This window comes from Amycolatopsis vancoresmycina, from assembly GCF_000716785.1.
Taxonomy (GTDB): Bacteria; Actinomycetota; Actinomycetes; order Mycobacteriales; family Pseudonocardiaceae; genus Amycolatopsis; species Amycolatopsis vancoresmycina.
In genome coordinates this window covers 59,047-84,088 of record NZ_JNYY01000011.1, presented here as the reverse complement: position 1 = coordinate 84,088, position 25,042 = coordinate 59,047, and the positions used below count along the sequence as shown (strand labels likewise).

The window sequence follows — 25,042 nt, the reverse complement described above, 5'->3', positions numbered from 1 at the left end:
TCCGGCGAAACGACGGCCGGACCCGGCGGAATGGGACTTTCCGAAGTTCAGCCGATCGCAGGAATCGGCACCCTGCTGCGTTCCAGATCGGCGAAAAGATCTCCGAGGTCCTCGACGCGCCGCAAAACCGCGTCGGCGGTGAACCGCAGGTGCGTGACGTGCCGACACGCGCGGACCTCGTCCCACGTGACCGGAGTCGACACGGTCGGCTCGTCGCGCCCGCGCAGCGAGTACGGCGCCACCGTGGTCTTGTACGGGTTGTTCTGGCTCCAGTCGATGAAGACCTTGCCCGGGCGCAGGTTCTTCGTCATCCGCGCCACGACGAGGTCCGGCGTCTCGGCGGCGAGGCGTTCGGCCAGCGCTTTCGCGTACCGCGACGGCTCACCGGCGTCCGTGGTCACCACGCCGGCGTACAGCTGCATGCCCTTGGAGCCGCTGGTCTTCGCAACCGGGGTGAAGCCGTCCCGGACGAGGACCTCGTGGAGCCGCTCGGCGACCCGGGAGCAGTCGACCACCGTCGCGCCGGGCCCCGGGTCGAGGTCGAACACGAGCCGGTCCGGGGTGCGGCGCTCGTCGCCGGGGCCGACGGTCCACTGGTGGACGTGCAGTTCGAGCGCGGCGAGGTTGGCCGCCCACACGAGCTCGGGCAGGTCGTTGAGCAGCGGATAGGTGACGATCTCGGGGTCGTGGCCCCGGCCGCCGACCACCAGGCGCGCGGTGCGGACCCAGTCCGGGGCGTGCCGCGAGACGTCCTTCTCGAAGAACGAGCCACCGCCGACGCCGTCCGGGAAGCGCACGAACGTCATCGCCCGGTCGCGGATGTGCGGCAGCAGCACCGGCGCGATCCGCGTGTAGTAGTCGAGCACCTCGCCCTTGGTGAAGCCGTGGCGCGGGTAGAGCACCTTCTCGAGGTTCGAGAGCGTCAGCTGCCGCTCGCCGACCTGCACCGTGATCCGGCTCCCCGCCACGGCCCCACGTTACCGCGGCGGGACGTGGCCGGAGACGACCCGTTCGACGAACCGCTCGGCGACCTCCCGCAGCTTCGTGTTCTCCCGCTGCGACTGCTCGACGAGCAGGGCGAAGGCGTCGTCGGCCTCGACCTGGCGGATGGCCATCAGCATCCCCTTGGCCTGGTCGATGACCGCCCGCGAGGTCAGCGCCATCCGGAGGTGCTCGGCGGTGTCCCGCGCCCGCAGGTACCGGTGGTAGACGCGGAGGATCGCCTCGACCGCGGCGGTGTAGAGCTCGAGCAGCCGGCCTTCGACCTCCTCGAAGCCGTCGTCCTGCCGCCCGTAGCAGTTGACGGCCCCGGAGAATTCCGCGTCGGCGACCAGCGGCGCGGCGAGGAAGCTCCCGAAGCCGGCCTCCCGCGCCCCGCGGGCGAATTCGGGCCACCGCTCGAGCGCGTCGGTCACCGTGGTGCGCACGATCTTGCCGCTGCGCATCGCCTCGAGGCAGGGCCCGTCCCCGATCCGGTACTGGTCGCCGTCGAGCTCCCCGATAACACTGCTGGTGGCGGTCGCCGTGTGCGGCACGTCCCCGGTGACCAGGGTGACGGAAGCCTCGTCCACCCCGGGCACGGCGTGGCGCACCTGCAGGCAGACGTGCCGGAGCAGGATCCGGAAGTCGTCCTCCTCCCGCAGGACCTCGGAGAGGGCTTCGAGCGCTCCCGTGACCTCGTCGAACAACGGCGAGGCCGTTGCGGTGGGGTCGGGCCGGTCCATGTGTGCTCCTCCCGCTCGGCGCGAAGTGACGTCGGGTTACCCAGACCGGGGCGGATCCATGTCCGTAATGGGAGGGAGGCCGGCGTGGGCGTACTCGGCTTCAGGTTTGCCGAGGCCGCCGGGTAGGTAATCAGCACGCATGTCGTCGGATGAGGGCGCGCCGGGTGGGCTGCCGCTGGATGGTGAGCTCGCCGCCGTCGCCGCCCGGATGTCGGGGCTGCTGCTGTCGCGGGAAACCGTCGATTCGGTGCTGGAGCTGATCGTTTCGCTCGCCGGGACCACCATCACCGCCGCGGACGGGGCCGGGGTCACCCTGGTCGACGGGGCCGGGGGCTTCGTCACCACCTGTGCGTCCGGGCCGCTCGTGCGCGAGGCCGACGCCCTGCAGTACGAGCTCGGCGAAGGCCCCTGCCTGGCCGCCTTGCGGGAGTGCTCGCCGCAGCGGGTCGACGACGTCGCCGGGGAACGGCGGTGGGCCTCGTGGTGTGCCGCCGTGGCCGGGTCGGGGCTGCGGTCGGTCGTCACCGCGCCGATGGTCGCCGGGGACGGCTGTCACGGCGCCATCAAGCTCTACGCGACCGTTCCCGGCGCCTTCGGGCCCGCCGACGAGCGGGCGCTGGTGCGGTTCGCCGACCGCGCCGCCGTGCTCGTCGCCAACGCGCGCGCCTACGAGCGGGCCGGCCGGTTCAGCGCGCGGTTCAAGGACACCCTGCGCGACCGTGACCTCATCACCCTGGCGAAAGGCTTTCTCATGGGCCGCGACGGCCTCGGCGAGGACGCCGCGTTCGACCGCCTCCTCGCGCTGGCCCGCGCCGGCGGCGGCAGCCCGGCCGAGGCCGCCGCGCAGCTCGTTGCGCCGGCGCCGCGGGAAGGGTGAGCGGATGCGTTTCCTGCCCGAAGAGGAACAGCGGCGGCGGATCGCGGCCTGCTTCGCGCGGAGCGACCTCACGCTGGAACAGCTGTGGATGCGGTACTTCGCCCTCGGCGGCAGCCTGAGCCTGATCGAGCTGGACGCCTACCTCAACGGGCTGACCACGCTGCCGCGCGTCGACCGCGACATGCTCGCCCACGCCGTCAACGAGCGGCTCGACGAGACCGGCCCCGCCCGCGCGCCCTACAGCCACTCCGTCCGCGACGCGAAACCGCTGCACGGCCCGCTGAAGGCGCTGGTCGACCTGCTCGAAGGCGCGCACCGCGCCCCGCCCGAACGGCTGCCCGCCGTCGTCGCCGAGGCGGGCCGCGCGCTCGACCTGACCATCGGCGTCTACCTGGCCGACTACGACCAGCGCACCCTCGTGCCGCTGCGTCCCGGCGGCGCCGAGCTCGACATCGAGACCACCGTCGGCGGGGACGTGTTCCGCCGAGCCGGCACCGCCGTCGCGCGGGACGGCACGCTGTGGACGATCCTGCTCGACGGCGTCGAGCGGCTCGGCGTGCTGGAGATCGTCCCGGACGACGCCGACCCGGACGACCCGGTGCTGCGGGAGCAGTGCCGGTGGCTGGCGACGCTGCTCGGCCACCTCGTCACCGCCACCACCCAGTACGGCGACGGCCTGGACAGCCACCGCCGCCACCGGCGCCGCGGCTCCCCCGCCGAGCTGCTGTGGCAGAACCTGCCGCCGCTCACCGCGGCCACCGAAAGCGTCGTCGTCGGCGCGAGTGTCCAGCCGGCGTACGAACTCTGCGCCACCGTGTTCGACTACGCCCTCTCGGAGGACCGCGCGCAGCTGGCGCTGTTCGACGCCGGCGTGCGCACCGCCGGCGCGAACATCGCGGTGGTGAACGCGCTGTCCGCCTACCGGGCCGCTCGCCACGGCGGCGCGTCCCTCGGGGAGCAGTTCGCCGCGGTCGCCGCCGAGCTCGACGCCCTGCCCGGCGCTCCGGCCGTGACCGGGGTGGTCGCCGAGCTGGACCTGCGCACGGGAGTCCTGCGGCTGCTCGGCGCCGGGCAGCCCGCGCCCCTCGTCGTCCGCGGCGGCGAGGCGCTTCCCGCGGCCGGCTCCGCCGCGACGCGGTTCGCCACGCCCGGCGCGCGGTTCCCGGCCACGGAGCTGCGGCTCGAACCCGGCGACCTGCTGGCGCTGTACTCCCGGGGCGTCGCGGAGACGGCGAACCGGGCCGGGGAGCCGTTCGGCCGGGACCGGATCGCCCGCCACCTCGGCCACGCCGCCGGCGAGCTGCCGCCGGAGATCGCCCGCCGGCTCACCCGCGCCGTGCTGGTCCACGGCGAGGACGAGCTCCGGCACGACGCCGGCGTGCTGATCGCCCGCTGGGTGCCGCGCTGAGCGTGTCAGCAGGCGCGGTCCTGCACGCCGGCCGCCAGCAGTTCCCGCAGCGCGTCCGACAACGACGCGAACATCGGGACCACCGCGGCCAGGCCGGTGACGCGGAACAGGCGCGCGAGGGTCCGGCTGTTCGCCACGACCCCGAAGCAGCCGCCGTCGCGCTCCGCGGCCGCCGCCAGGGCGCGAGCACCGGCCAGGCCGATGAACGCCACCTGCGTCAGGTCCACCACCACCGTCGTCCCGGGTGGGGCCGCCCGCAGCTCACGCTCGAGGATCGGCAGGGTCAGTGCGTCGATCTCGCCGGCGAAGGTCAGCACGACGAGACCGGGGCGGTACTCCGTCCGGCGCGCCGTGAGCGGCGCGGACCGGGTGGGGACCGGGAACGTGGGGGACACGGGTTCGGTTGGCCTTCCGCGCCGGCCGGGGCCGGCGACGCAGTGACGTGATCACGGACGGGATCTTGATACCCAAACGCCCGGCGTGGAAACGCCCTCCTTCAGGACGAGACCGCCGTGAAGGCCGACCAGAGGCGCTCGGCGGCGTGCCGGGCCTCGGCGCCGGCGTGGATCGCCGGCGTGCCCGCCGGCTGGGTCGCCGTGTGACCACCGAGGTACTCGACGAGGGCGATGGCCAGCTCGCGGACCTTGACGTTGAACTCCTGGCTGGCGCGGCGCAGCGTCTGCCACGCCTCCTCCGGCGAGCACCGCCGGACCGCCATGATCGCGCCCTTCGCCTGCTCGATGGCGGCGCGGGAGGCCAGCAGGTCGAGCATCTGGTCGGGGTCGCCCGCGGTGGCGGTCTCGGCGACCACCAGCGTCATTTCGGTCAGCTTCGCGTACCGCTGCAGGACGGGCAGGGTGGTGGAACCGGGCGGCCGGTCCAGCGACGCCGAAAGCACGAAAGCCCCGTTCTCGTCCCAGAACCCCGGCAGCGCGACGGCCCCGCGGACCACCTCCCCGCCGGGCACGGTGTCGCCGGTCAGGGCCGGCCAGCGCTCGTCACCGAAGAGGTCGTCGGTGCTGACCGGCTCGCCGGTGGCGTCCGCGACGGCGACCGGGCCGCCGTGGCGCAGTTGTGCGGGCAGCAGGTGCTCGGCGACGCCGGCGGTGGCCAGCACCTGCAGCGGCCGGCCGCCGTGGCTGACGGTCAGGCCCGCGCCGAGGCACCCGGGCAGCTCGCCGGCGACCCGCTCGAGCAGGGCCTGCAGCAGCTCGGTCAGCGGTCTCCAGCGGTCCGCCGCGTTCATCAGTGATTCGGTCACCGCACCCTCCACCGGTTTTTGTCCTCTTTCATTTACCGCAAGACGCGGCCGCCCGCCTGCGGCGGCAGGGCGCTTTGTGGGACCGGCCACGGCTCCTCCGCCGTCCGGCGCAACCGGCTCACCCACCCGGGGTCGCGCAGCGCTCGAGCAGGTCCTGCTCCCGCACCACCGGCAGCGACAGGGTCCGGTAGCCGACGTCGTCGAAGAGGACGGTCAGCTTGTCCTCGTCGGCGGTCATCACGACACCGCGGCCCCATTCGGCGTGCCGGACCACGTGCTCCGCGCGGAACTCCCCCGCCGACGGCGGTTCCCCGGCCGCGGTCCCGGCTTCGCAGGTGTCGCAGTGGCCGCACGGCTGCGCGAGTTCTTCGCCGAAGTACCCGAGCAGGTACCGGCGGCGGCAGCCGGTCGTCTCCGCGTAGGCGCGGATCATCTCCACCCGCGAGCGGACCAGCCCGGCCGCCCGGTCCGCCGCCTCGAGCGCCCGCCCGACGACCGGGTCGGTGCCCGCGCGGCCGCGGGTGAGCGCGAACCGGCCGTCCGGCCCGGTCAGCACGTCGCCACACCGTTCGAGCAGGCCGAGCGCGCGGGTCCGCCGGGCGGGCGGGCCGGGGACCGCGCCGGCGAGCTCCCGCCGGTTCAGCGGGCCCGGCCGCAAGGCTTCGACGACCGCGCGGAGTTCGGTCTCCGGCGGCGCGGACCGGGTCAGGAACCGCTGCCGCGCCAGGTCTTCCGGCCGGTAGCAGAGCAGGACCTCGGCGGGCTCGCCGTCCCGGCCCGCACGGCCGATCTGCTGGTAGTACGTGTCGACCGAGTCCGGGACCGACGCGTGCACGACGAACCGCACGTGGGGCTGGTCGATGCCCATGCCGAACGCCGAGGTCGCGACCACGACGTCGGTCTCCCCCGCCGCGAACCGCTCGTGGACGGCGTCGCGGTCGGCGGTCTTCATCCCGCCGTGGTAGGCGAAGGCGCGGACACCGCGGTCCGCCAGCGCGGCGGCGTACTCCCCGGTTTCCCGGCGGCTCGCGGTGTAGAGCAGGCCGCTGCCGGGCAGCGCGGCGACCCGGTCCACCACCGCCGCGCGCTTCTCGGCGTCGCCGGTGAAGCGCGCGACCGCCAGGTGCAGGTTCGGCCGGTCGAAGCTCGCGATCACCCGCACCGGGTCCCGCAGTCCCAGCGCGGCGACGATGTCGTCGCGGACCGGCGCCGCCGCGGTGGCGGTCAGTGCGATCACCGGCGGCCGCCCGAGCCGCCGGACCACCGGGCCCAGGCGCCGGTAGTCGGGCCGGAAGTCGTGGCCCCACGCCGAAACGCAGTGCGCTTCGTCCACGACGAACAGCGACACCCCCGCCTCGGCCAGCCCGGCGACGACCTCGTCCTTCGCGAGCTGTTCCGGCGAGAGGAAGACGTACTCGGCCGAGCCGCGCCGGATCGCGTCCCACACGCCGTCCCGCTCGGCGGCGGACTGCCGCGAGTCGAGCGCGACGGCGTCCGGCACCGCCGCCGCGTCCAGGCCGTCGATCTGGTCGCGCTGCAGCGCCAGCAGCGGCGAAACGACCACCGTCGGGCCGGGCCGCACCAGCGCGGGCACCTGGTAGATCGCCGACTTGCCGGCCCCGGTGGGCAGCACCGCCAGCACGTCCCGGCCGTCCCGCGCCGCGCTCATCGCCGCGGCCTGCTCGGCCGACAACTCGGCCCAGCCGAAGCGCTCCGCGGCGAGCCGGCGCAGCTCGGCCGCGTTCCCTTCGTCGCTCATGGCGGCAGGACTACCCGGCACGGCGCCGGGCAACCACCCGACCCGAACGAGCGGTTTACCCGCCGCCGCGGACCGGGTAGCCGTCCGGTGACCCGAGGAGGCGCCATGACCCACCGGTGGACCCGATGACGTTCAGCGAAGTCGTCGTCGCCGGGCAGATCGCCCGTGACCTGGTGATCGAAGTCCCGGACGCACCCGGCGCGGACGCATCGGCGCCGGTGCGGCACCGGCAGGAGCTGCTCGGCGGGAAGGGCGCCAACCAGGCGGTGGCGCTGAGCCAGCTCGAGGTGTCGGTGTCGCTGGTCGGCGTCGTCGGCCAGGACCGCACCGGCGACGCGCTGCTCGCCCAGGCCAGGGCCGACCGGATCGGCACCTCGCACGTGATTCGCCGGGCGGGCACCGAGACGGCGCTGCTCGTCGACGTCGTGGACGACCACGGCCGCCGCCGGTACCTCGAGCACGTGCCGGAGGGGACGCTGCTCACCGAGACCGACGTCTTCGCCGCGTCCGCCCCGATTTCGGCCGCCGCGTCGCTGATCGTGCAGCTGCAGCAGCCCGCCCCGGTGGCCCTGCTGGCGGCCCGGCTGGCGCACACCGCGGGCACCCGGGTGGTGCTGGACGGGGCCCCGCAGTCCGACACGCTGACCGCGGACCTGCTCGCCCTCGCCGACGTCGTGCGTGCCGACGGCCAGGAAGCCGAGCTCCTCACCGGGCAGCCGGTGGACGACGTCGCTTCGGCCGCCCGGGCCGCCGCGGACCTCCGGCAGCGCGGGCCGTCGCTGGTCGTGCTCGAGGTGGCCGGGCAGGGGAACCTGTTCGCCGGGCCGGAGGGCACCTGGTTCGTGCCGCACGTCGAGACGGAGGTCGTCGACCCGACCGGCGCCGGCGACGCGCTCGTCGCGACCCTCACCGCGGCCCTGACCCGCCGCCGGCCCCTGGTGACGGCGGCGAGCCTGGCGGTGGCGGCGGCCGCGGCGACGACCGAGCACGCGGGCGGGCGCCCGCACCTGTCGCGCGCGGAACTCGACCGGCTGCAGCCGCGGCAGCTCGAGACCGTCCGGGCTTGAGAGCTACAAGCCCGGCAGGTTCTGCTCGAGCCCCAGCAGGACCGCGAAGGGGTCGCCACGCTCGGCCAGGCGGTCCGGGACGTCCCGGACCGTCCACCGGTCCGGCGCGAGGTCCGAGTCGTCCAGCTCGTCCCACTCCAGCGGCACCGACACCGGGGCGCCGGGCCGGGGGCGCACGCTGTAGGGCGCGACGAGGGTCTTGTTCAGCACGTTCTGCGTGTAGTCGAGCCGGGCCCGGCCGCGGCGCTTGTCCTTCGTCCAGGCCCAGCTGACCAGGTCGGGCAGCACCCGGCCGATCGTCCGGGACACCGTCTCCGCCCAGGCGCGGGCCTGCTCGAACGTGCAGCGCGGGGCGATCGGCACCCACACCTGGATCCCGCGCTGCCCGGTCACCTTCGGCCGTCCGGTCAGGCCCAGGTGCTCGAGGGCGGTGCGGTGCAGCCGCGCCAGCTCCAGGACCTCGCCGAACGTCGTCTCCGGCCCCGGGTCGATGTCGAACAGCACCCACGTCGGGTGGTCGACGTCGGCGGCGAGGGACGTCCAGGCGTGCAGCTCCAGCGCGCCGTAGTTCGCCAGCCAGGCCAGGGTCGCGACGCTGTCGGCGACGACGTACCGCCGGCTCTCCCCGGGGCCGGCCCGCTCGTTGTGCCAGGTGGTCAGCCAGTCCGGGGCGTGCCGCGGGACTTCCTTCTGCCAGAAGCCCGGTTCGGTGACGCCCTGGGGGAACCGGTGGGTGTTCAGCGGACGGCCCGCCAGGTACGGCAGCATCACCGGCCCCACGGTGACGTAGTAGCGGATGAGGTCCCGCTTGGTGACGGGCTCGCCGCCGTCCGCCGGGAAGAGCACCTTGTCCAGGTTGGTCAGGGCCAGCTCGCGGCCCGCGACCGACCAGCGGCCCTTGGCACCCAGCGCGTCGAGCGCCGCGAGTTCGGCTTCCGCCGGCGCCTGCCACCCGCCGACGGACTCCTCCGCTTCGGCGGCGGGCCGGTCGCCGTGCCAGAGGGCGTCCGGGGCGGCCGCGACCTCGTCGTTGGTGCGGCCGCTCTTCACCGAGCGCGGGTGGTCTTCGGCGTCCCAGCCGGCCTTCGCGTGCTCGTCCTGCTTGTGCAGGAGGAACCACTGGTCCTTCTCGCCGCGGCCGGTGCGGACGAGCACGAACCGGCCGGCCAGCTTCTCGCCGTCGAGGTCGAAGTGCAGCGTCCCGGCCTCGATCGCCTCGGCCGGGTCCGCCTCGACCGGCCGCCACACGCCGCGGTCCCAGACGATGACGTCCCCGCCGCCGTACTCGCCGCGCGGGATGACGCCCTCGAAGTCGGCGTACTCGATCGGGTGATCTTCGACGTGCACGGCCAGCCGGCGGGCCTTCGGGTCCAGCGTGGGTCCCTTCGGCACCGCCCAGCTGACCAGCACGCCGCCGAGTTCGAGCCGGAAGTCGTAGTGCAGCCGGCGCGCCCGGTGCCGCTGCACCACGAACCGGTGGCCCTCCGGGCCCGCCGCGGCCCCGCCGGCCGGCTCCGCGGTACGGGCGAAGTCGCGCATCTCCTGGTAGCGCCGCAGTTTGCGGGCCGGGGCTCCTGCCATGCCGTGGGGGTACCCACTCAGTCCGGAGCCGACCAGGGCGGGTTCCGCCGCGCCAGCTCCTCGTATTCGGCGACCTCCTGCGGGGTCGGGTCGGTCCCGGCCTCCTCGGCGAACTCTTCGGGGTCGGTACCTTCGCCGGGCTCGGTCACGCTCGGCCTCCCAGCACGCCGCGGATGAGGTCGCGGGCCCGGTCCATGATCGCCGCGGGCGGCCCGAGCAGCAGGTTGGCCTTCGCGCTCTCGACACCGGGGTGCGGGCGGGTCGGCCCCACCGCTTCGGCCAGCTTGGCGGTCGCGGCCATCGCCCGCAGCCGCTCCGGCGGGCGGTGCGCCCGCAGCAGCGGGAACTCCTCCCGCTCTTCGTGCTCGGCGTGCGCGAGCACGTCGTCGCGCAGCTGCACCAGCAGCGTGTCGAACCCTTCGGCGTCCGGACCCAGCTTCTCCAGGTTCGTCAGCAGTTCCTTGGCCCGGTGCTCCTCGCCGACCCGCGCGTCGACGACGGGTTCGGCGGCCGGCCCGAGGTCGCGGATCTCCGGGTGCACGACCATTTCCTCCGCCGTCTCGTGCACCGCCACCAGCCGCACCAGGTCGTGGAACAGCTCCCGGCGCCGGTCCCCTTCCGCGGTCTCCAGCCCGGCGAACAGCTCCCGGATCTCGCGGTGCTGCCGCTGCAGCAGTTCGATGACGTCCTCGTCGTGGTCCGCCATGGACGGCCTCCTCGTTGTCGGGTGGAGGCAGCGTTCCCCGTCCCGGGCGGGTTACTCGCCGCGGTTCACGACTGTGCGGCACGCGCCATCAGCCGGACCGCCCGTCGACGGCGGCGACGACCAGGGCGGCGCAGCGCGCCACCGTCAGGCCTCTTTCCTTGGCCAGCGAAGCCAGGGCGGCGTTCGCGGCCGGGCGGGTCAGCCCTTGGGCGGCCAGGACTTCCAGGGCCAGCCCGACGACGTCGGTGGCGGGCGGGGCGGCGGGGCGCACGGGCATCGGAAGACCTCCGGCGGTTTCGGCGGCGAGACGAACGCGACCGGTTACCCCGCCGCACCGGGTTTCACACGCTCCCCCGGGACGTGCCTCCGGGTAATTACGCTGGACCGGTGACCGGCGCGTGGGAATGGGACCCATCCCTGTATTCGGGCAGCGCGCGGTACTACCCGCGCGGCCGCGTGGCGTACCCCGCGGAGCTGGCCGCGGCCTTCGCCACCGAACTCGGGCTGGACGGAACGGGACGGCTGCTCGACATCGGCTGCGGCCCCGGATCGCTGACACTGCCGCTGGCCGGCTCCTTCGAGGCCGCGGTCGGGCTCGACGCCGACGGCGACATGCTCGCCGAAGCGGCCCGGCTGGCGGCGGAGGCGGGCATCGGGAACTGCCGGTGGGTGCATCGGCGCGCGGAGGAGCTGCCCGCCGGGCTGGGCCGGTTCCGGCTGGTCACCTTCGCGCAGTCGTTCCACTGGTTCGACCGGCCGCGCGTCGCGGCCGCCGTGCGCGGGATGCTGGCGCCGGACGGGGTCTGCGCCCACGTGCACGCGTCGACCCTCGAGCCCGTGCACCCGGCGATCGCCGAGCTGGTGCGCGAGTACCTGGGCCCGGTGCGCCGCGCGGGGCAGGGCTGCCTGCCCGAGGGCACGGCCGGCGGCGAGGCCGGGATCTACCGCGCCGCGGGCTTCCACGGCCCGCGGCGCTTCGCGGTGCCGGGCCGGGTCGTGACCCGCACGGTCGACGACGTCGTCGCCGGGGTCTTTTCGCTGTCGAGCTCGGCGCCGCACCTGTTCGGCGCGCGGCGGGCCGAGTTCGAGGGCGAACTGCGGCGGCGGCTGGCCCCGGCGGAGACGTTCCCCATGCCGCTGCGCGAGATCACCGTCGACCTGTGGTTCACCAGGGGTTGTTGAAGTCCTCGTCGTCCTCGACGGCGGCGCGGGGACGGCGGACGCCCCGCGGCTCGTCCCGCACCGGCCGCGGGGACGGCGCCGCCTCGAAACCGGCCGGGCCGGGGTACGCCTCCGCGTCGAAGGCGGAGGCGGGCTCGGCGTGCGACCGGTCGGTGCTCCAGCCCGACTTCGTCTTGCGCTGCGCCATTTCCCGGACGTGCTGGACGTACCGCTCGGCCGCCTGGACCTGCTTGGTCATGTACTCGTGCGAGCGGGCCTTGATCTCCTCGCCCTGCTGTTCGCGCAGGGTACGGCGATCGGCCTGTTCGCGGACGAGCCCGTCGAGTTCGGCCTTCATCCCGGCGATGTCGGTCACGGGTCCTCCTACCAGGTCCGGGCGGACGGCGGGTCTTCGTCGTCGTTGAGGGAGCCGATGATCCGGCGGCCGGGCTCACCGAGGTTGTCGAAGACGGCGCCCTCGATCCGGTACGCGGGACGGCGTTCGGTGTCGCCGCCACCGCCGCCGCCGTGGGCACCGCCCATGGCGCCCATGCCCGGCATCCCGGCCATCGACGAGCCGGGCGCGCCGGTGGCACCGGCCGCCGACGCGAACGCGGGCGCGGGCTGCGGCTGCGCCGCCCCGGCCCCGGAGTGGGCGCCGCCGGACATCGGCGTCTCCCCCAGCCCGGCGCCGCCCGGGTCGAAGCCCGCGCTGGAGAAGCCGGCCCCGCCGTGCGAGCCGCCGCCGATCCCGGCCGCCGACGGGCCACCGCCGCCACCGTGGTGCGAGCCGCCGCCGTCGTGCGAACCGCCGCCGTGCGAGCCGCCGCCGTCGGGGCCGCCCGGGTGGCCGCCGTCGTGCGGCTTGAGGTCGTCCAGGGTGCCCCGGTGGGTGGGCAGGTCGTCGACCTTCTTCGCGGGGGTGTCGCCGAGGGCGTCCGAGGGCTTGTCGTCTTCGCCGAGGGTGTAGGTCGTCGGGGTGCCCTTGCCGTCGTCGACCGTGACGACGGTCGGGCCGTCCGGTCCGTCGGGCCGCTCCGCCGTGATCTGGAGTTCGCCGTCCTTGATGTGGATCTTGCCGTCCGGGCCGGGGCGGTAGGTGTCCGCGTCCGTCCCTTGTGGACCGTCGCCGGGCTTGCCGTCGGCGGACCAGTCGAGCTTGAAGTCCTTCGGGTCGCCTGCCCCGTCGCCGACCTTGATGTCCATCTTGCCGTCGTGGTCCGGCTCGGTCATCTCGAAGGTCTTGTCGCCCTGCTTGACCTTGAGGACGTCGTGGTCGTCGTCGCCCTGGTGGTGCTCGCCGGGTTTGCCGTCGTCGCCGAGGAGGCCGTCGGGCTTGCCGTCGTGGTCGGCGTCCCCGCCGGGCAGGCCGCCGGTGGCGGGATCCGTGGCGATGCCCGGGCCGCCGAACTCCTTGAGCGCGTCCGCGGCCTTCTTCTTCGCGTCTTCCGCCGCGTGCTCGGCCGCGGCCTTGCCGTCGTCCCCGCCGCCCGCGCCGGGCTCGCCGCCGCCCGCGCCGGAGCCGCCGCCGCCCAGGCTGCCGGCACCGTCGCCGGAGTCCGTCTGGATGCCCGGGCCGCTGAACTCCTTCAACGCGTCCGCAGCCTTCTTCTTGGCCGCTTCGGCCGCCGCGGCGGCCGCGTCCTGGCCGGTGTCGGACGGCGGTGGCACCGAAGACGGTGCCGTGCTGTCGGAACCCGGGCCACCCGCATCGGCACCGCCCGCACCCGAACCGCCGCCGGAGCCGAGGCCGGACCCGGCCCCGGAATCCGTCTGGATGCCCGGGCCGCTGAACTCCTTCAGCGCTTCGGCGGCCTTCTGCTTCGCCGCCTCGGCCTGCTGGGCCGCCTGCTGCTTGGCCGCCTCCGCCGCGGCCGCCTGGTCGTCCTGGCCGCCGCCCGGTGCACCGGAGCCGCCGCCCGCGGAACCGCCGCCGGACGACCCCTCCGGGATCGGCGGCACCGAACCGCCACCGCCACCGCCCGTCCCCGAACCGTCGCCGGAGCCGCTCGGCAGGTCGGTCCCGGAGCCGCCGCCGGCTCCCGAACCGCCGCCCGGCGCACCGGCTCCGGAAGTCGTGTCGGGAATCGGCGGGATCGAACCGCCACCGCCGCCGGTGCCCGAACCGCCGCCAGGCACCCCCGACCCGCTGCCCGAGCCACCCGGGCCGCCGCCGGCGCCACCGGTCGCACCAGGGCCACCGCCGGCGCCACCGGTCGCACCGGGGCCACCGCCCGCGCCACCGGTCGTCCCGGGGCCACCCGGGCCACCGCCGGTGCCGCCGGTCGTCCCCGGCCCGCCGGACGTCGAAGCGCCCTCGAACTCGTTCCGGATCCGGCCCATGACCTTGTCGAGCGCGTCGTAGGCCTGGTCGACCAGGTCCTTCGTGTCCTTGCAGGTCTTCGCGAAGCCCTGGTACAGCCGGTCCCACATGTCGGGGTTGAACTGGTTCTGCACCCACTGCTTGGCCAGGTCCTGGCCGTGCTTCTTGATCTCGTCGCCGTCGCAGCAGCCCTGGTCGTTGAGCGTCTTGACCAGGTTCGTGCCGAAGTTGAGGTCCATCCAGCCGGCGATCTGGGCCAGGTCCTGCTCGTTGCCGTGCTCGCCGTTGGCGACGGCGACGACCTTCTGCGCCATCGTGTAGTCGGCCTTGCCGACCAGGTCGGTGTACATCCCGATGACGGCGTCGGCCTTGCCCTTGCACAGCTGGAACACCGTCGTGGCGGTGTTCAGCGTCGCCTCGCTCGCGTTGCCGAGCGTCTGGGACAGCTTGGCCGCCTTGGGCTGGATCTTCTCGTTGTAGTTGTCCGACGCGGCGTCGGCGCCCGCGCCGCTCCAACTCTGGTACAGGCTGCCCAGCTGGGAGCCGGTGTCCTGCAGCGTCCGGTCCACCGTCTCCGAACCGTGCTTGAAGTGCCCGGCGTCGGCGACGAAGTCCGCGAAGCTGATCCCGCGCTGCTCGTCGAACGGCGCCCGGATGTCCTTGTCGAGGTCGAGCGCGCGGGTGTTGCCGCGGCAGTCCGCCGGGATCTTCGCCAGCAGCGAACCGAACGTCTCGAACAGCTTCAGCGCGGGCGCGGCGGCGTCGAAGATCTCGTCCGACGTCTTCGTCCCGCTGCCGGCCCCGCCGCTGCTGTCGGCCGCGGGCGGCTTCGTGTCGTCGAGCTTCTTCTTGCCGTCGTCGACGGCCTTCTTCTCCTGGTCCTCGTTGTAGCTGTTCTGGTCACCGCTCTTCTGGGCCTTGTCGTAGGCTTCGTCGACCGACTGGCCGGCGAACAGCGGGTTCGCGTTGTAGGCGTTCGCGTACTTCTCGGCTTCCTGCCGCTTCTGCTTGATGTCGTCCGGCTCCTGGTCGGCCAGGAACGGCGGCGGTGGCGGGTTTTCCCGCAGCCAGCTGCTGATCAGCGCGCTCTTCTGCGCCGCCGGCACGCTCGGGTCGTCCAGGATCGCCTTGACGTCGGACCACTTCTTCTTCTCGGCCATCAGAGCGAGCCCCCGGCGTCGGTGATCACGCCGGCCTGGTTGCCCTCGTTCGTGCTGTAGCTCGAACCGGCGGTGCCGAGGTTCGTGCCGAACGAGCCGAGGGTGCTGCTGTAGCCGGAGACCGCGGCCCACAACGCCTGCGCGCCGGCGGTGTACTTGGTGGCGTGCGCGCCGTGCGCCCGCCCGAACTTCTCCGCGGTCACCTGCGGTGTCTGCAGGTCCGGGTTGTCGTCGAGCAGGTGCTCCGCCAGGTCACCGATGGTCTTGGCCGCCGTCGACAACGCCTCGGTCGTCGCGGTGTACCCCCCGCCGCTCATTTCAGCGCCTCTCCTGAAGTTCCGCGAGTTCCCAGTGCTTCCGCGAGCACGCCGGCCACGGATCCCACGTCGGTGAACCGGTCGAGCCGGTCCAGGTCGATCGTCACGCCGTAGTAGATCTCCAGCGCCGCCAGCAGCTTGATCCGCCCCTTGGAGTCGATGCCCAGCTCCTCCAGGGGCGCGTCGGGCTCGACGAGAGCCGGGTCGAGCCGGAAGGTGTCGCAGACGACCTTCGTGACCTCGGCGCGGTGATCACCCACGGAAGTCACCATAACGTGCCTTGGCGGCCGACCGGGCGACCTTGCCGCTGGATGTGCGCGGAAGTCCACCGGAAGGGACCAGACGTACCGCGCGCAGCGTGAGATCGTGTTCCCGCGACACCGCGCGCAGCACCGCCCGGGTCACCTCCCGGACGTCGGCCTCGGCATCGGCGCCGCGCTGCCACTCGGCCACCACCACCGCGCCCTCGCCGGCTTCGTCGGCGACGGCGAACGCGGCGACGCGGTCGCGGCGGACCGCGGGGTGGGCCTCCCCGGCCGCCGCCTCGATGTCCTGGGGGTGGAAGTTGCGGCCGTCGATCACGATGAGGTCCTTGAGCCGGCCGGTGACGTACAGGTCGCCGCGGTGCACGACGCCGAGGTCGCCGGTGCGCAGCCAGCCGCCGACGCCGTCGAGCACGGCGCCGAACGCGGCCGCGTCGCCCCGGCCCCAGTAGCCGGTGGCGACGTTCGGGCCGTGCACCCAGATCTCGCCGACCACCCCGTCGGGCTGCTCGCGGCCGTCCTCGACGATCCGGACCAGCTGCCCGACCGGGCGGCCGACGGACACGAGTTCCTGCCCGCCCGCGGTTTCGACGGCCCGGCCCTGCGCCAGGGCTTCGCGGTCGAACACCGCGCTGCGCGGGCCGTCCTCGCCCGCGCTCGCGACGTACACCGTGGCTTCGGCGAGCCCGTACGACGGCCGCTGCGCTTCCCGCCGGAACCCGCGTGGCCCGAACACCTCCTGGAAGCGCTCGATCGTGCGCGGCCGGACGGGTTCGCTGCCGTTGAGCGCGACCCGCACGCCCGACAGGTCGAAGTCCTCGCCGGTGTCGCCGTCGGCGGCCAGGTCGTAGGCGAAGTTCGGGGCGGCGGTGAACACCGCCGGGTACGCCGCGAGCTGCCGCAGCCACCGCGCCGGGGAGTGCACGAACTCGGCCGGGGCCATGAACACCGACCGGCCGCCCGAGAAGACCGGCAGGCACAGCAGCTGGATCAGGCCCATGTCGTGGAAGAACGGGATCCAGCCGGCGCAGGTGGTGCCCTCGTCGACGGCGTAGGCGCGGCTGCCCTGCCAGCAGGCCGCCACGATCGCGCGGTGCGGGATCACCGCGCCGGCCGGCTCGCGCGTCGACCCCGACGTGTACTGCAGGTACGCCGGGCTCTCCGGCGTCACCGGCACCGGATCGGCGCCGGGTCCGATGAGCTCGTCGGCCACGACGACGTGCTCGTGCGCGGGCAGCCGCGCCGCCGCGGCCGCCGACGTCAGCCACAGGCGCGCGCCGGCGTCGGCAAGGACGCCGGCGAGCCGGTCGGCCTGCGCGGGGCTCGACGGCGCCATCAGCGGGACGGCGACCAGGCCGGCGGCCAGCGCGCCGAAGAACGCCAGCGGGTAGGCGAGTTCCTGGCCGGCCAGGATCGCGACGCGCTCGCCCGGCCCGGCCACCCGCCGCAGCTCGCCCGCGACCACGCGGACCCGGGCGGCGAACTCCGCCCACGTCCAGGTGTGCTCCGCGTTGCGCGTGTGGTCCTGGTGGGTGAACAACGGCCGATCGTCGTCCGCGCGGGCGAACAGCCGGTCCACGATCGAGGCGCGCAGCACCGCTTCGGGCACGGTCACCGGCGGACGGGGCACGAAAGCAACCTACTGGGACTCACCGCCGCGTGTGCGCCCGGTGCGGGAAAGCGGTTCACCGCCGGCACGGGCGCGGGTACGGTCGCACACCATGGCCTCCCCGGAAGCGCTGGTCTCCGCCCTCGCGGACCCCGCCCGACTGCAGTTCTTCGCCCGCGTCTGCGCCGCCGACGACGGGCTTCCGGCCGACGCGGCCACGGCCAAACTCGCGAAGCGGCTCGTCGACGCGGGCCTCGTCACCGCGGCGGACGGCCACTACCGCGCGGTGCCCGAGGTGTTCCGCGACGCGCTCGCCAAGGCACCGGCCGACCCGCTCGACGGGCTCTTCCGCCACGGCAGGCTCATCGCGATCCCGCACTCGGGCAAGCGGCGGCAGCTGCTGCTCGGGTACCTCGCCGAACGGTTCGAACCGGGCCGGCTCTACACCGAGCAGGACGTCCGGGAGAAGCTGTCGATGGTCCACGACGACCACGCGACGCTCCGCCGCTACCTCGTGGACGAGGGCCTGCTGCAGCGCAGCAACGACGGCGGCGCCTACGGCCGCCCGTCCGAGGCGCGGGTGGCCGGCTGATCGAACAGCGCCAGGACGGCGGGGTCGGCGAACACGACGTTGTGCGCCACCCGTCCCCCGCGCACGGTGAACACCTGCAGGGTGTGCAACCGGTGGCCCCCTGCGTCGTCGCGGCAGTGCGCCACGAGCGCGGGCTGGCCGTTCGCGCTCGCGCGCGTCATCCGCCAGCCGGGGCCGCGCATCGCGAACAGGCGCTCGAGGAACCGGCCGTAGTTCTCCGGGCCGCGGAACCACAGCGGGACCGGCGGCATCTCCATCACGACGTCCTCGGTCAGCAGCTCGACCAGGCCCGCGACGTCGGCGCGTTCGAACGCCCGGACGTAGGCGTCCAGGACCGCCTCCACCGCGCGGTCGTCCGGTTCGGGCACCTCCTCCGCCGACAGCCCGCCGAGCCCGGCGCGGGCGCGCTGCAGCGCGCTGTTGACCGCCGCGGGCGTGGTGTCCAGGAAACCGGCCACTTCGGCCGCGCTGAACTCCAGGACGTCCCGCAGGATCAGCACCGCACGCTGCTTCGGCGGCAGCGTCTGCATCGCCGCCAGCAGCGCCAGCCGGAGCGTGCCGCGGCGGGCCAGTGCCAGGCCGGGGTCGTCGAGGCGGGCGTCCGGGAACGGGTGCAGCCACGGGATGTCCGGCGACGGCGTCAGCGGCGCCCCCGGATCGCCGCCCGGGCCGCCGAGCCCGGACGGCAGCGGCCGCCGGGCGCGCCCTTCAAGCGCGGTGAGGCAGGCGTTGGTGGCGATCCGGTAGAGCCAGGTGCGCACCGACGCGCGGGCCGGGTCGTAGCCCGCCCACGCCTTCCAGGCGCGGACCAGCGTCTCCTGGACCAGGTCCTCGGCTTCGTGGACCGACCCGAGCATGCGGTAGCAGTGCGCGAGCAGCTCACGCCGGTGCGGCTCGGTGCGCGTCGCGAAGTCCTGCATCGTTCTCCCGTCGGCCGGTGGCGGTGGGTGTACCGGCGCCACCGCCGGGATTCATCGCCTCCGGCCATCGGCTCGGTGATTATCGGCCCGGTATCGCCGCCGGGAGAATGTCCGCGCGGTCGTGAGTGAGAAACAGGGTTAGAACACTGTTTCTCACTCACGAGGTCTGGTTGGGGCTTACAGGTCGTCGAAGTCCTCGGGCCGCAGGCTGTCGAGTTCGGCGCGGAACCGGGCGACCTCGGCCTCGGTGTCCAGCACGTCGGCGGCCGGCCCCTCGATCTCCTGCTCGACCTCGAGCTGCACGGACGCGACGTCCAGCACCTCTTCGGCGACGCGGATGGGGGCGCCCTGGCGCAGGCCGAGCGCGACCGCGTCGCTGGGGCGGGCCGACACGCGGGTGCCCGAGGCGAGCACGAGGTCGGCGTAGAAGATGCCGTCCCGCACCTCGGTCAGCTCGACCGCGGCGACGCCCTGGCCGAACGCCGCGAGGACGTCACCGAGCAGCTCGATCGTGCCCGGGCGCGGCTGCGCGATCTGCTCGCGCGCCCGCACCAGGGCCTCGGCTTCGCCGTACCCGATCATGATGGCCAGCCAGCGGCGCGCCCCCTCCGGCTCCCGGAGCAGCATCAACGGCGCCTCGCCGGGCACCGGAACGGCCATCCCCACCACTTCGATCGGGATCACGCTGACCACCGCACCCTCCGTGTCGTGGGAGTCCTGCGCGCGGGATACCCACTCTGCCGGGTTCACAACCCAGCAGAACCGCGCGGATTTTCCGGCTCGGCTCTCCTGGGCTGCGGACAACGCCGGAAGGCCTTGCCGGGCCGCGGGAACCGCTGTCACCGTCGGGGCGTGGAGCCGACGATTTCGCGCAGTGTCACGGTCCCGGCCGCCCCGGGCACGGTGTGGTCGTGGGTCACCGACCTGCCGCGGATGGGCGAGCTGAGCCCGGAGAACGTCGGCGGCCGCTGGCTGGACGGCACCGGGCCGTCGCTCGGCGCGCGGTTCCGCGGCCGCAACCGCAACGGCGAGCTGCAGTGGTGGACGCGGGTGCGGGTGGTCGCGTTCGAGCCGGGCCGCCGGTTCGCCTTCGACGTGCGCACGCCGTTCGGCTCGCGGGTCTCGCGGTGGGAGTACGTGCTGGCGCCGGCCGCGGGCGGCTGCGTGGTCACCGAGAACTGGTACCGGATCGGCAGCTGGGTGGTGCGGAAGTTCATGGGACCGCGCGTCACCGGCCGCGCCGACCGGCCCGGCTACAACGTCCGGTCGATCGAGCACACCCTCGCGGCGCTGAAGGCTCGCGCCGAGGAGCGCGCTGCCGCCTGAGTCTCTTGTTAAAACTCACCTTGTCCAGCTAGGTTGTTTTATTGAACCTAGGAGGACCATGCCCGCCACCGCGCCGAAGCCCGGCCTCGTGCTGCTCGTCGTCTCGACGGCCGCGTTCCTCGCGAGCCTGGACACGTTCATCGTCACGATCGCCTTCCCCGGCATCCGGGCCGCCTTCCCCGGCGACGGGCTGGCGACGCTGTCGTGGGTGCTCAACGGCTACACCGTGCTGTTCGCCGCCTGCCTCGCCCCGGCCGGGCGGCTGGCCGACCGGTACGGGCGCAAGCGGCTGTTCCTGATCGGCGTCGCGGTGTTCACCCTGGCCTCGGCGGCGTGCGCGGCCGCGCCCTCGATCCCGGTGCTGATCGCCTTCCGCGCGGTGCAGGCGGCCGGCGCCGCGCTCGTCATGCCGACGTCGCTGGCGCTGCTGCTGACGGCGTTCCCGCCGCACCGGCGCCCGGTGGCGGTGGGCGTCTGGGCGTCGGTGGGCGCGGCGGCCGCGGCGCTCGGCCCGCCGGTCGGCGGCCTGCTCGTCGAAGCGTCCTGGCGCTGGGTGTTCCTGGTGAACCTGCCGATCTGCGCGGTGACGCTGCTGGCCGGGCCCCGCGTGCTGCGCGAGTCGCGGGACGGCGCCACCGGCGTCCCGGACGTCCTCGGCGCCGCCGGGCTGCTCGTGGGCGTCGGCGCGCTGGCGTACGCGCTGGTCGAGGCGTCCGATCGTGGCTGGGGTGCGCGGCCGGTGCTGCTGGCGTTCGCGGTGGCCGCCGTCGCGCTGGCCTGGGTGCCGCTGCGCTCGGCGCGGCACGCGGTGCCGGTGCTGGACCTGCCGGCGCTGCGCGTGCCGACGTTGTGGCTGGCCTGCGTGACGACCGGGGTGTTCGCCGCCGGGTTCGCGGCGATGCTGTTCGGCAACGTGCTGTTCCTGACGTCGGTCTGGCACGACTCGACGTTGGTCGCGGGCCTGTCCCTGGCGCCGGGGCCGCTGGTGGTGGTCCCGGTGTCGATCCTCGGCGGCCGGTTCGTGCACCGCTTCGGCCCGGGCCCGGTGGTCGCCCTCGGCGGCGTCTCCTTCGGGGCCGGGGCGCTGGTCTGGTTGCTGCGCATGGACGCCACCCGCGACTACGCCGCGTCGATGCTGCCCGGCCAGCTGCTGACCGGGCTCGGGGTCGGGCTGATCCTGCCGAGCCTGTCGGGCGTGGTCGGCACGGTCCTGCCCCCGGCCCGCTGGGGCGCGGGGTCGTCGATGGTCAACACGACGCGGCAGATCGGCACGGTCCTGGGCACAGCGGTGCTGGTGGCGGTGTTCGCCGGCACGCCGGACCTGACGGCCTTCCGCCGCGGCTGGCTGCTGGTCCTGGCCACCGGGGCGGCGACCGCCCTGGGCGGGGCGCTGATCGCGAGCCGCCGCCGCACGGACCACTACACCGGGCCCCAGGCGGCGTCCAGCGCCGCGAGCCCGGCGCCGATGCTGTCCGAGGCGATCGAACCGTAGCCGAGCACCAGACCCGGCCGGGGGAACCCGCCGCAGAGATCGGACAGCGTCTGGACCGCCACCCCGGCCGCGGCCGCCCGGGCCACGACCGGGTCCAGGTCCGTGCCGTCGGCGGCGAGGGCGCACAGGTGCAGGCCCGCCGCCGACGGAACCGGGTGCAGGCGGCCGGGGAAGACCTGCGCCAGCGTCGTCGTGATGCGCTCGTGGCGTTCCGCGTAGACCTTCGTCGCCCGGCGGAGGTGGCGGGCGAACAGGCCTTCGTCGACGAACCGGGCCAGTGCGGCTTGCGCGGGCAGGTCGCCGTGCCAGCCGGACAGCTGCCGCGCGTGGCGCAAGGCGTCCCGCAGTGACGCCGGTGCGATCAGGAAACCCAGGCGCAGCATGGGAAGCAGCGTCTTGGAGAACGAGCCGACGTAGGCCACGCGCCCGTCGCGGTCCAGGCTCTGCAACGGTTCCAGGGGGCGGTCGGAGAACCGGAATTCGCTGTCGTAGTCGTCCTCGACGACGACCGCGCCGGTGCGCCCGGCCCACGCGAGCAGCGCCGTGCGCCGGGCCAGCGACATCGGCGTGCCGAGCGGGAACTGGTGTGACGGCGTGACGTACACGAGTTTCACCCGCGGCGGCAGCGCGGCGACGTCGAGCCCCTCGTCGTCCACCGGCACGCCGATCACTTCGGCACCGTGCGAGGCGAAGAGCAGCCTCGCCATCCGGTAGCCGGGTTCCTCCACCGCGACCCGGTCGCCGGGCTCGAGCAGCACCCGGCACAGCAGGTCGAGGGCCTGCTGGGCGCCCTGGGTGACGAGGACGTCGTCGGCGCCCGCGCGCACCGAGCGCGAAATGCCCGCGTGCCGGGCGATCGCCGCGCGCAGCCCGGGGTGGCCGCCCGGTTCGGCGTAGTGCGCGAACCCGGCGGTGTCCCGCAGTTCGCGCGCGAGCAGCCGCCGCCAGGTTTCGAGGGGGAACAGCGCGGCGTCGGGGATGCCGACGCGGAAGTCGAACACCGGGTCCGGACCGGGAGCGGCGGCCGGGGGCGGCAGCGCCCGCCAGACCGCCTTGGGCTGCGGGCCCTTTTTCGACGGCGCGGCTCGCGGCTGCGGCGCCGGGAGTTCCGCGCAGACGTAGGTCCCGGCGCCGACGCGGCCGTCGAGGAAACCGTCGGCGGTGAGGCGGTCGTAGGCGACCGCGACGGTGTTGCGCGAAACGGCCAGCCGCCGCGCCAGTTCCCGGGTCGGCGGCAGCCGCTCCCCCGCGCGCAGCCTGCCGTCCAGCACGGCGTCCCGCAGCTGCCGGTAGATCCGGGCGCTGAGGTCGCCGCGGCCGGCCAGGCTGACGTGGAAGTCCATCGGCCGACCCTACATTGGCCCAATCGGATTGCGTGGAATTGGCTCTGGGATGGAGCCAAAGCGGCCTCTAACGTACTTCCCATGACAGTGCTTCTCGAACGCACGGGGACCCGCCGGGCCGGCCGGCTGCTCGCGGCCGCCCAGCTGGCCGGCTCGCTCGGCGACGGCGCGTTCCTGACCTGCTCGGTGCTGTTCTTCACGCGGATCGCCGTCCTGACACCGGCCCAGGTCGGGCTCGGGCTCACGCTCGGCTGGGCGGCGGGCTCGGTGGCGGGCGTGCCGCTCGGCAGGCTCGCCGACCGCCACGGCACCCGCGGAGCGGCGGTGCTGCTGGCCCTGGCGACGGGCGCGTCGATCCTCGCGTTCCTGTTCGTGCGGTCCCCGTTGCCGTTCGTCCTCGCGGCCTGCCTCTACGGCAGCTGCCAGACCGGGCTGGCCGCCGTCCGCCAGGCACTGCTGGCGGACCTCGCCGACCCGGAACACCGGACGCGCATCCGCGCCCACCTGCAGTCGGCGGGCAACGCCGGGCTGGCGATCGGCGCCGGCCTGGGCGGCCTCGCGCTGTCGGCCGGCACGGCTTCGGCGTACCTGACGGTCTTCGTGCTCGACGCGGCGATGTTCGTGGTGACGGCGGCGCTGCTGCACGCGCTCCCGTCGGTGCCGCGGACCCGCTCGCCGCGCACCGAAAGGAAGTCCGCGGTGCTGCGCGACCGGCCGTATGCGCTGGTGACGCTGCTCAACGCGATCCTGTTGCTGCGCATGCCGTTGCTGAGCGTCGCGATTCCACTGTGGATCGTCGAGCGGACGGCGGCGCCGGGCTGGACGGTGTCGGCGCTGTTCGTGCTCAACACGATCCTGGTGGTGCTGCTGCAGGTCCGCGTCGCGGGCCGGCTGACGACCCTCGGTTCGGCGGCGCGGATGGTCCGCCGCTCGGGCGTGCTGCTGCTCGTCTCCTGCGTGGCGTTCGCGGCGTCGGCGCTCGGGACGTCGCCCTTGGTGGCGTTCGCGGTGCTGGTGGTGGGCGCGCTCGTGCAGGTGGCGGGCGAGATGCTCCAGTCGGCGGGCTCGTGGGAGATCGGTTTCGCGCTGGCCCCGGCGGACAAGCAGGGCGAATACCAGGGCTTCTTCGGCAGCGGGATCTCGGTGGCCCGCGCGGTGGGCCCGCTGCTGCTGAGCACGGTGGTCGTCGGGTGGGGCCTGCCCGGCTGGCTGCTGCTGGGCGCGGTGTTCCTGGCGGCGGGCTGGGCGATGGGCCCGGCCGTGCGCCGGGCGGCTACCCGCTGACCTGGGCCGCCGGCGCCTGGTGCAGGGAAAGGTTCTGACCCGCCGCCGGATCCTCGGCCCAGGAACCCGATGCCGCCGTCCACGTCTGCCCCGCGAAGCTGACCTTGTCCACGCCCAGCGCCTCCGCGCGGGCCACCAGCCAGGTGGCGTACGCCCAGCCCTGAGCCGCCGGGTGGGCTCCGCTCAAGCCGGCCGTGCCCAGCTCCTGCGTGGCCGCCGCGGCCACGTCGCCGGGGGCGGCCGGCGTGAGGTTGCGGCAGGTCAGCGCGGCCGGGAACTGGCCGTTGAACGCGGCCGCCATCGCCCGGGACTGCGGCTCCCACTGCGCGTACGCGTCCGGGACGCCCGAGCGCTGGACCGCCTGGGCCGCCTCGGTGATCGGCAGCGTGTCCCAGTTCGGCAGCTTCTCGAGCTTCTGGTAGAACTCCGTCGCCGCGTAGACCGGGTCGCGCAGCTGCGCCACCGTGCCCCAGCCCTGGCTGGGGCGCTGCTGGAACAGGCCGACCGAGTCGCGGTCGCCGCCTTCGAGGTTGCGCAGCTTCGACTCCTGCAGCGCCGTGGCCAGCGCGACGGTGGCCGCGTGCGCGGGCAGGCCCAGCTTCGCGCCGACGGCCGAGATCGTCGCCGCGTTGTTCATCTGCTCCGGGGTGAACGTGTACGCGGTCGCGTTCCCGCCCGGCAGCGCCACCGTGCACCCCGGCGTCCGGACCGGGCTGCGCGTCAGCACCACCACGACGATGATCCCCGCCGTCAGCACGATGACCGCGCCCAGGACCATGGCCACCTTCAGGCCACAACCGCGCACACTGCCTCCCCATCACCCGTTCGCACCAGTCTGCCCAAAAGGGGGACGCGGCGCAGCGGGCGGG

26 protein-coding genes are annotated in these 25,042 nt (G+C 74.4%); 8 read left to right on the top strand and 18 right to left on the bottom strand.

Translation table 11 applies throughout. The features are described from left to right. Positions 1-47: 47 nt before the first annotated feature. Both ligD (OO60_RS26035) and OO60_RS26030 read right to left on the bottom strand, forming a co-directional pair. Positions 48-968 carry a non-homologous end-joining DNA ligase gene (gene ligD, locus OO60_RS26035; protein WP_004560750.1) on the bottom strand — a complete coding sequence of 307 codons (921 nt, stop codon included), beginning with the start codon at positions 966-968 and terminating at the stop codon, positions 48-50. A 9-nt stretch (positions 969-977) separates the two neighbouring features. Continuing rightward, positions 978-1,724 (bottom strand): GAF and ANTAR domain-containing protein, encoded by a 747-nt coding sequence (locus OO60_RS26030; protein WP_004560749.1) that lies wholly within the window; start codon positions 1,722-1,724, stop codon positions 978-980. Between the two features lie 139 nt (positions 1,725-1,863). Between OO60_RS26030 and OO60_RS26025 the strand changes: the two genes are divergently transcribed. Next, positions 1,864-2,601 (top strand): GAF and ANTAR domain-containing protein, encoded by a 738-nt coding sequence (locus OO60_RS26025; RefSeq protein ID WP_033262251.1) that lies wholly within the window; start codon positions 1,864-1,866, stop codon positions 2,599-2,601. A gap of 4 nt (positions 2,602-2,605) precedes the next feature. Continuing rightward, the gene (locus tag OO60_RS26020; RefSeq protein ID WP_033262250.1) at positions 2,606-4,009 is read left to right on the top strand and encodes a PP2C family protein-serine/threonine phosphatase; all 1,404 of its coding nucleotides are present in this window, start codon (positions 2,606-2,608) and stop codon (positions 4,007-4,009) included. Positions 4,010-4,014: 5 nt separating this feature from the next. Here OO60_RS26020 and OO60_RS26015 read toward each other — a convergent pair whose 3' ends face one another. The 3 genes from OO60_RS26015 to OO60_RS26005 form a co-directional block, all read right to left on the bottom strand. Further along, positions 4,015-4,404 (bottom strand): STAS domain-containing protein, encoded by a 390-nt coding sequence (locus OO60_RS26015; RefSeq protein ID WP_003094703.1) that lies wholly within the window; start codon positions 4,402-4,404, stop codon positions 4,015-4,017. 101 nt (positions 4,405-4,505) lie between these two features. Further along, the gene (locus OO60_RS26010; RefSeq protein ID WP_033262330.1) at positions 4,506-5,270 is read right to left on the bottom strand and encodes an ANTAR domain-containing protein; all 765 of its coding nucleotides are present in this window, start codon (positions 5,268-5,270) and stop codon (positions 4,506-4,508) included. A 118-nt stretch (positions 5,271-5,388) separates the two neighbouring features. Further along, on the bottom strand, positions 5,389-7,029 hold the full coding sequence (locus OO60_RS26005; protein ID WP_003094707.1) for a RecQ family ATP-dependent DNA helicase: 1,641 nt from the start codon (positions 7,027-7,029) through the stop codon (positions 5,389-5,391). 125 nt (positions 7,030-7,154) lie between these two features. Between OO60_RS26005 and OO60_RS26000 the strand changes: the two genes are divergently transcribed. Continuing rightward, positions 7,155-8,096, top strand: coding sequence for a PfkB family carbohydrate kinase (locus OO60_RS26000; RefSeq protein ID WP_240490744.1), 942 nt, complete (start codon positions 7,155-7,157; stop codon positions 8,094-8,096). Between the two features lie 3 nt (positions 8,097-8,099). On the opposite strand, the gene ligD (OO60_RS25995) is transcribed toward OO60_RS26000, so the two are convergent. The 4 genes from ligD (OO60_RS25995) to OO60_RS25985 form a co-directional block, all read right to left on the bottom strand. Further along, entirely contained in the window at positions 8,100-9,677 is a 1,578-nt protein-coding gene (gene ligD / locus OO60_RS25995) for a non-homologous end-joining DNA ligase (protein WP_033262249.1), read from the bottom strand. A 17-nt stretch (positions 9,678-9,694) separates the two neighbouring features. Further along, positions 9,695-9,826, bottom strand: a complete 132-nt coding sequence (locus tag OO60_RS48225; protein WP_003094711.1) for a hypothetical protein — start codon at positions 9,824-9,826, stop codon at positions 9,695-9,697. Further along, positions 9,823-10,383 carry a hemerythrin domain-containing protein gene (locus OO60_RS25990; RefSeq protein WP_003094712.1) on the bottom strand — a complete coding sequence of 187 codons (561 nt, stop codon included), beginning with the start codon at positions 10,381-10,383 and terminating at the stop codon, positions 9,823-9,825. Before OO60_RS25990 ends, OO60_RS48225 begins: the two co-directional genes overlap by 4 nt. Positions 10,384-10,471: 88 nt before the next feature. Beyond that, a complete protein-coding gene (locus tag OO60_RS25985) occupies positions 10,472-10,660 on the bottom strand; it encodes a hypothetical protein (protein ID WP_003094715.1) in 189 nt (62 codons plus the stop codon). A gap of 110 nt (positions 10,661-10,770) precedes the next feature. Here OO60_RS25985 and OO60_RS25980 point away from each other — a divergent pair, with 110 nt between their 5' ends. Continuing rightward, positions 10,771-11,565, top strand: a complete 795-nt coding sequence (locus OO60_RS25980) for a class I SAM-dependent methyltransferase (RefSeq protein WP_033262248.1) — start codon at positions 10,771-10,773, stop codon at positions 11,563-11,565. Here the strand turns inward: OO60_RS25980 and OO60_RS25975 are convergent. From OO60_RS25975 to OO60_RS25955, 5 genes are read right to left on the bottom strand one after another with little or no spacing between them, the layout of a single operon-like run. After that, on the bottom strand, positions 11,549-11,920 hold the full coding sequence (locus tag OO60_RS25975; RefSeq protein WP_033262247.1) for a hypothetical protein: 372 nt from the start codon (positions 11,918-11,920) through the stop codon (positions 11,549-11,551). The two genes, OO60_RS25980 and OO60_RS25975, sit on opposite strands and share 17 nt — an antisense overlap. Before the next feature lie 8 nt (positions 11,921-11,928). Further along, entirely contained in the window at positions 11,929-15,027 is a 3,099-nt protein-coding gene (locus tag OO60_RS25970; protein ID WP_033262246.1) for a WXG100 family type VII secretion target, read from the bottom strand. After that, positions 15,027-15,344, bottom strand: coding sequence for a hypothetical protein (locus OO60_RS25965; RefSeq protein ID WP_003103189.1), 318 nt, complete (start codon positions 15,342-15,344; stop codon positions 15,027-15,029). Before OO60_RS25965 ends, OO60_RS25970 begins: the two co-directional genes overlap by 1 nt. Further along, positions 15,341-15,604 carry an acyl carrier protein gene (locus tag OO60_RS25960; RefSeq protein ID WP_003103191.1) on the bottom strand — a complete coding sequence of 88 codons (264 nt, stop codon included), beginning with the start codon at positions 15,602-15,604 and terminating at the stop codon, positions 15,341-15,343. The genes OO60_RS25965 and OO60_RS25960 overlap by 4 nt, the downstream gene beginning before the upstream one ends. Further along, positions 15,597-17,237 (bottom strand): fatty acyl-AMP ligase, encoded by a 1,641-nt coding sequence (locus tag OO60_RS25955; protein ID WP_033262245.1) that lies wholly within the window; start codon positions 17,235-17,237, stop codon positions 15,597-15,599. The genes OO60_RS25960 and OO60_RS25955 overlap by 8 nt, the downstream gene beginning before the upstream one ends. 91 nt (positions 17,238-17,328) lie before the next feature. On the opposite strand from OO60_RS25955, the gene OO60_RS25950 reads away from it, so the two are divergent. Then, a complete protein-coding gene (locus tag OO60_RS25950) occupies positions 17,329-17,808 on the top strand; it encodes a DUF2087 domain-containing protein (RefSeq protein ID WP_003103198.1) in 480 nt (159 codons plus the stop codon). Here the strand turns inward: OO60_RS25950 and OO60_RS25945 are convergent. Then, the gene (locus OO60_RS25945) at positions 17,772-18,728 is read right to left on the bottom strand and encodes a sigma-70 family RNA polymerase sigma factor (RefSeq protein WP_033262244.1); all 957 of its coding nucleotides are present in this window, start codon (positions 18,726-18,728) and stop codon (positions 17,772-17,774) included. The genes OO60_RS25950 and OO60_RS25945 overlap by 37 nt on opposite strands. A 177-nt stretch (positions 18,729-18,905) precedes the next feature. Then, positions 18,906-19,421: a bifunctional nuclease family protein gene (locus OO60_RS25940; RefSeq protein ID WP_003103204.1), complete on the bottom strand. Its 516-nt coding sequence runs from the start codon at positions 19,419-19,421 to the stop codon at positions 18,906-18,908. Between the two features lie 159 nt (positions 19,422-19,580). Between OO60_RS25940 and OO60_RS25935 the strand changes: the two genes are divergently transcribed. Continuing rightward, the gene (locus OO60_RS25935) at positions 19,581-20,054 is read left to right on the top strand and encodes an SRPBCC family protein (RefSeq protein WP_003103207.1); all 474 of its coding nucleotides are present in this window, start codon (positions 19,581-19,583) and stop codon (positions 20,052-20,054) included. A gap of 58 nt (positions 20,055-20,112) precedes the next feature. After that, positions 20,113-21,546, top strand: coding sequence for an MFS transporter (locus OO60_RS25930; RefSeq protein ID WP_033262243.1), 1,434 nt, complete (start codon positions 20,113-20,115; stop codon positions 21,544-21,546). On the opposite strand, the gene pdxR is transcribed toward OO60_RS25930, so the two are convergent. Further along, on the bottom strand, positions 21,474-22,889 hold the full coding sequence (gene pdxR, locus OO60_RS25925) for a MocR-like pyridoxine biosynthesis transcription factor PdxR (RefSeq protein ID WP_033262242.1): 1,416 nt from the start codon (positions 22,887-22,889) through the stop codon (positions 21,474-21,476). The two genes, OO60_RS25930 and pdxR, sit on opposite strands and share 73 nt — an antisense overlap. Before the next feature lie 81 nt (positions 22,890-22,970). On the opposite strand from pdxR, the gene OO60_RS25920 reads away from it, so the two are divergent. After that, positions 22,971-24,173 carry an MFS transporter gene (locus OO60_RS25920; RefSeq protein WP_033262241.1) on the top strand — a complete coding sequence of 401 codons (1,203 nt, stop codon included), beginning with the start codon at positions 22,971-22,973 and terminating at the stop codon, positions 24,171-24,173. Here the strand turns inward: OO60_RS25920 and OO60_RS25915 are convergent. Beyond that, on the bottom strand, positions 24,163-24,978 hold the full coding sequence (locus tag OO60_RS25915; RefSeq protein ID WP_244885582.1) for a hypothetical protein: 816 nt from the start codon (positions 24,976-24,978) through the stop codon (positions 24,163-24,165). The genes OO60_RS25920 and OO60_RS25915 overlap by 11 nt on opposite strands. Positions 24,979-25,042: the final 64 nt, after the last annotated feature.

Bases quoted from the DNA above. Each gene is read 5' to 3' on its own strand.
- OO60_RS26030 (WP_004560749.1), bottom strand. From the start codon at position 1,724: ATGGACCGGCCCGACCCCACCGCAACGGCCTCGCCGTTGTTCGACGAG.
- OO60_RS26025 (WP_033262251.1), top strand. From the start codon at position 1,864: ATGTCGTCGGATGAGGGCGCGCCGGGTGGGCTGCCGCTGGATGGTGAG.
- OO60_RS26020 (WP_033262250.1), top strand. From the start codon at position 2,606: ATGCGTTTCCTGCCCGAAGAGGAACAGCGGCGGCGGATCGCGGCCTGC.
- OO60_RS26005 (WP_003094707.1), bottom strand. From the start codon at position 7,029: ATGAGCGACGAAGGGAACGCGGCCGAGCTGCGCCGGCTCGCCGCGGAG.
- OO60_RS26000 (WP_240490744.1), top strand. From the start codon at position 7,155: ATGACGTTCAGCGAAGTCGTCGTCGCCGGGCAGATCGCCCGTGACCTG.
- ligD (WP_033262249.1), bottom strand. From the start codon at position 9,677: ATGGCAGGAGCCCCGGCCCGCAAACTGCGGCGCTACCAGGAGATGCGC.
- OO60_RS25990 (WP_003094712.1), bottom strand. From the start codon at position 10,383: ATGGCGGACCACGACGAGGACGTCATCGAACTGCTGCAGCGGCAGCAC.
- OO60_RS25985 (WP_003094715.1), bottom strand. From the start codon at position 10,660: ATGCCCGTGCGCCCCGCCGCCCCGCCCGCCACCGACGTCGTCGGGCTG.
- OO60_RS25970 (WP_033262246.1), bottom strand. From the start codon at position 15,027: ATGGCCGAGAAGAAGAAGTGGTCCGACGTCAAGGCGATCCTGGACGAC.
- OO60_RS25965 (WP_003103189.1), bottom strand. From the start codon at position 15,344: ATGAGCGGCGGGGGGTACACCGCGACGACCGAGGCGTTGTCGACGGCG.
- OO60_RS25950 (WP_003103198.1), top strand. From the start codon at position 17,329: ATGGCCTCCCCGGAAGCGCTGGTCTCCGCCCTCGCGGACCCCGCCCGA.
- OO60_RS25945 (WP_033262244.1), bottom strand. From the start codon at position 18,728: ATGCAGGACTTCGCGACGCGCACCGAGCCGCACCGGCGTGAGCTGCTC.
- OO60_RS25930 (WP_033262243.1), top strand. From the start codon at position 20,113: ATGCCCGCCACCGCGCCGAAGCCCGGCCTCGTGCTGCTCGTCGTCTCG.
- pdxR (WP_033262242.1), bottom strand. From the start codon at position 22,889: ATGGACTTCCACGTCAGCCTGGCCGGCCGCGGCGACCTCAGCGCCCGG.
- OO60_RS25920 (WP_033262241.1), top strand. From the start codon at position 22,971: ATGACAGTGCTTCTCGAACGCACGGGGACCCGCCGGGCCGGCCGGCTG.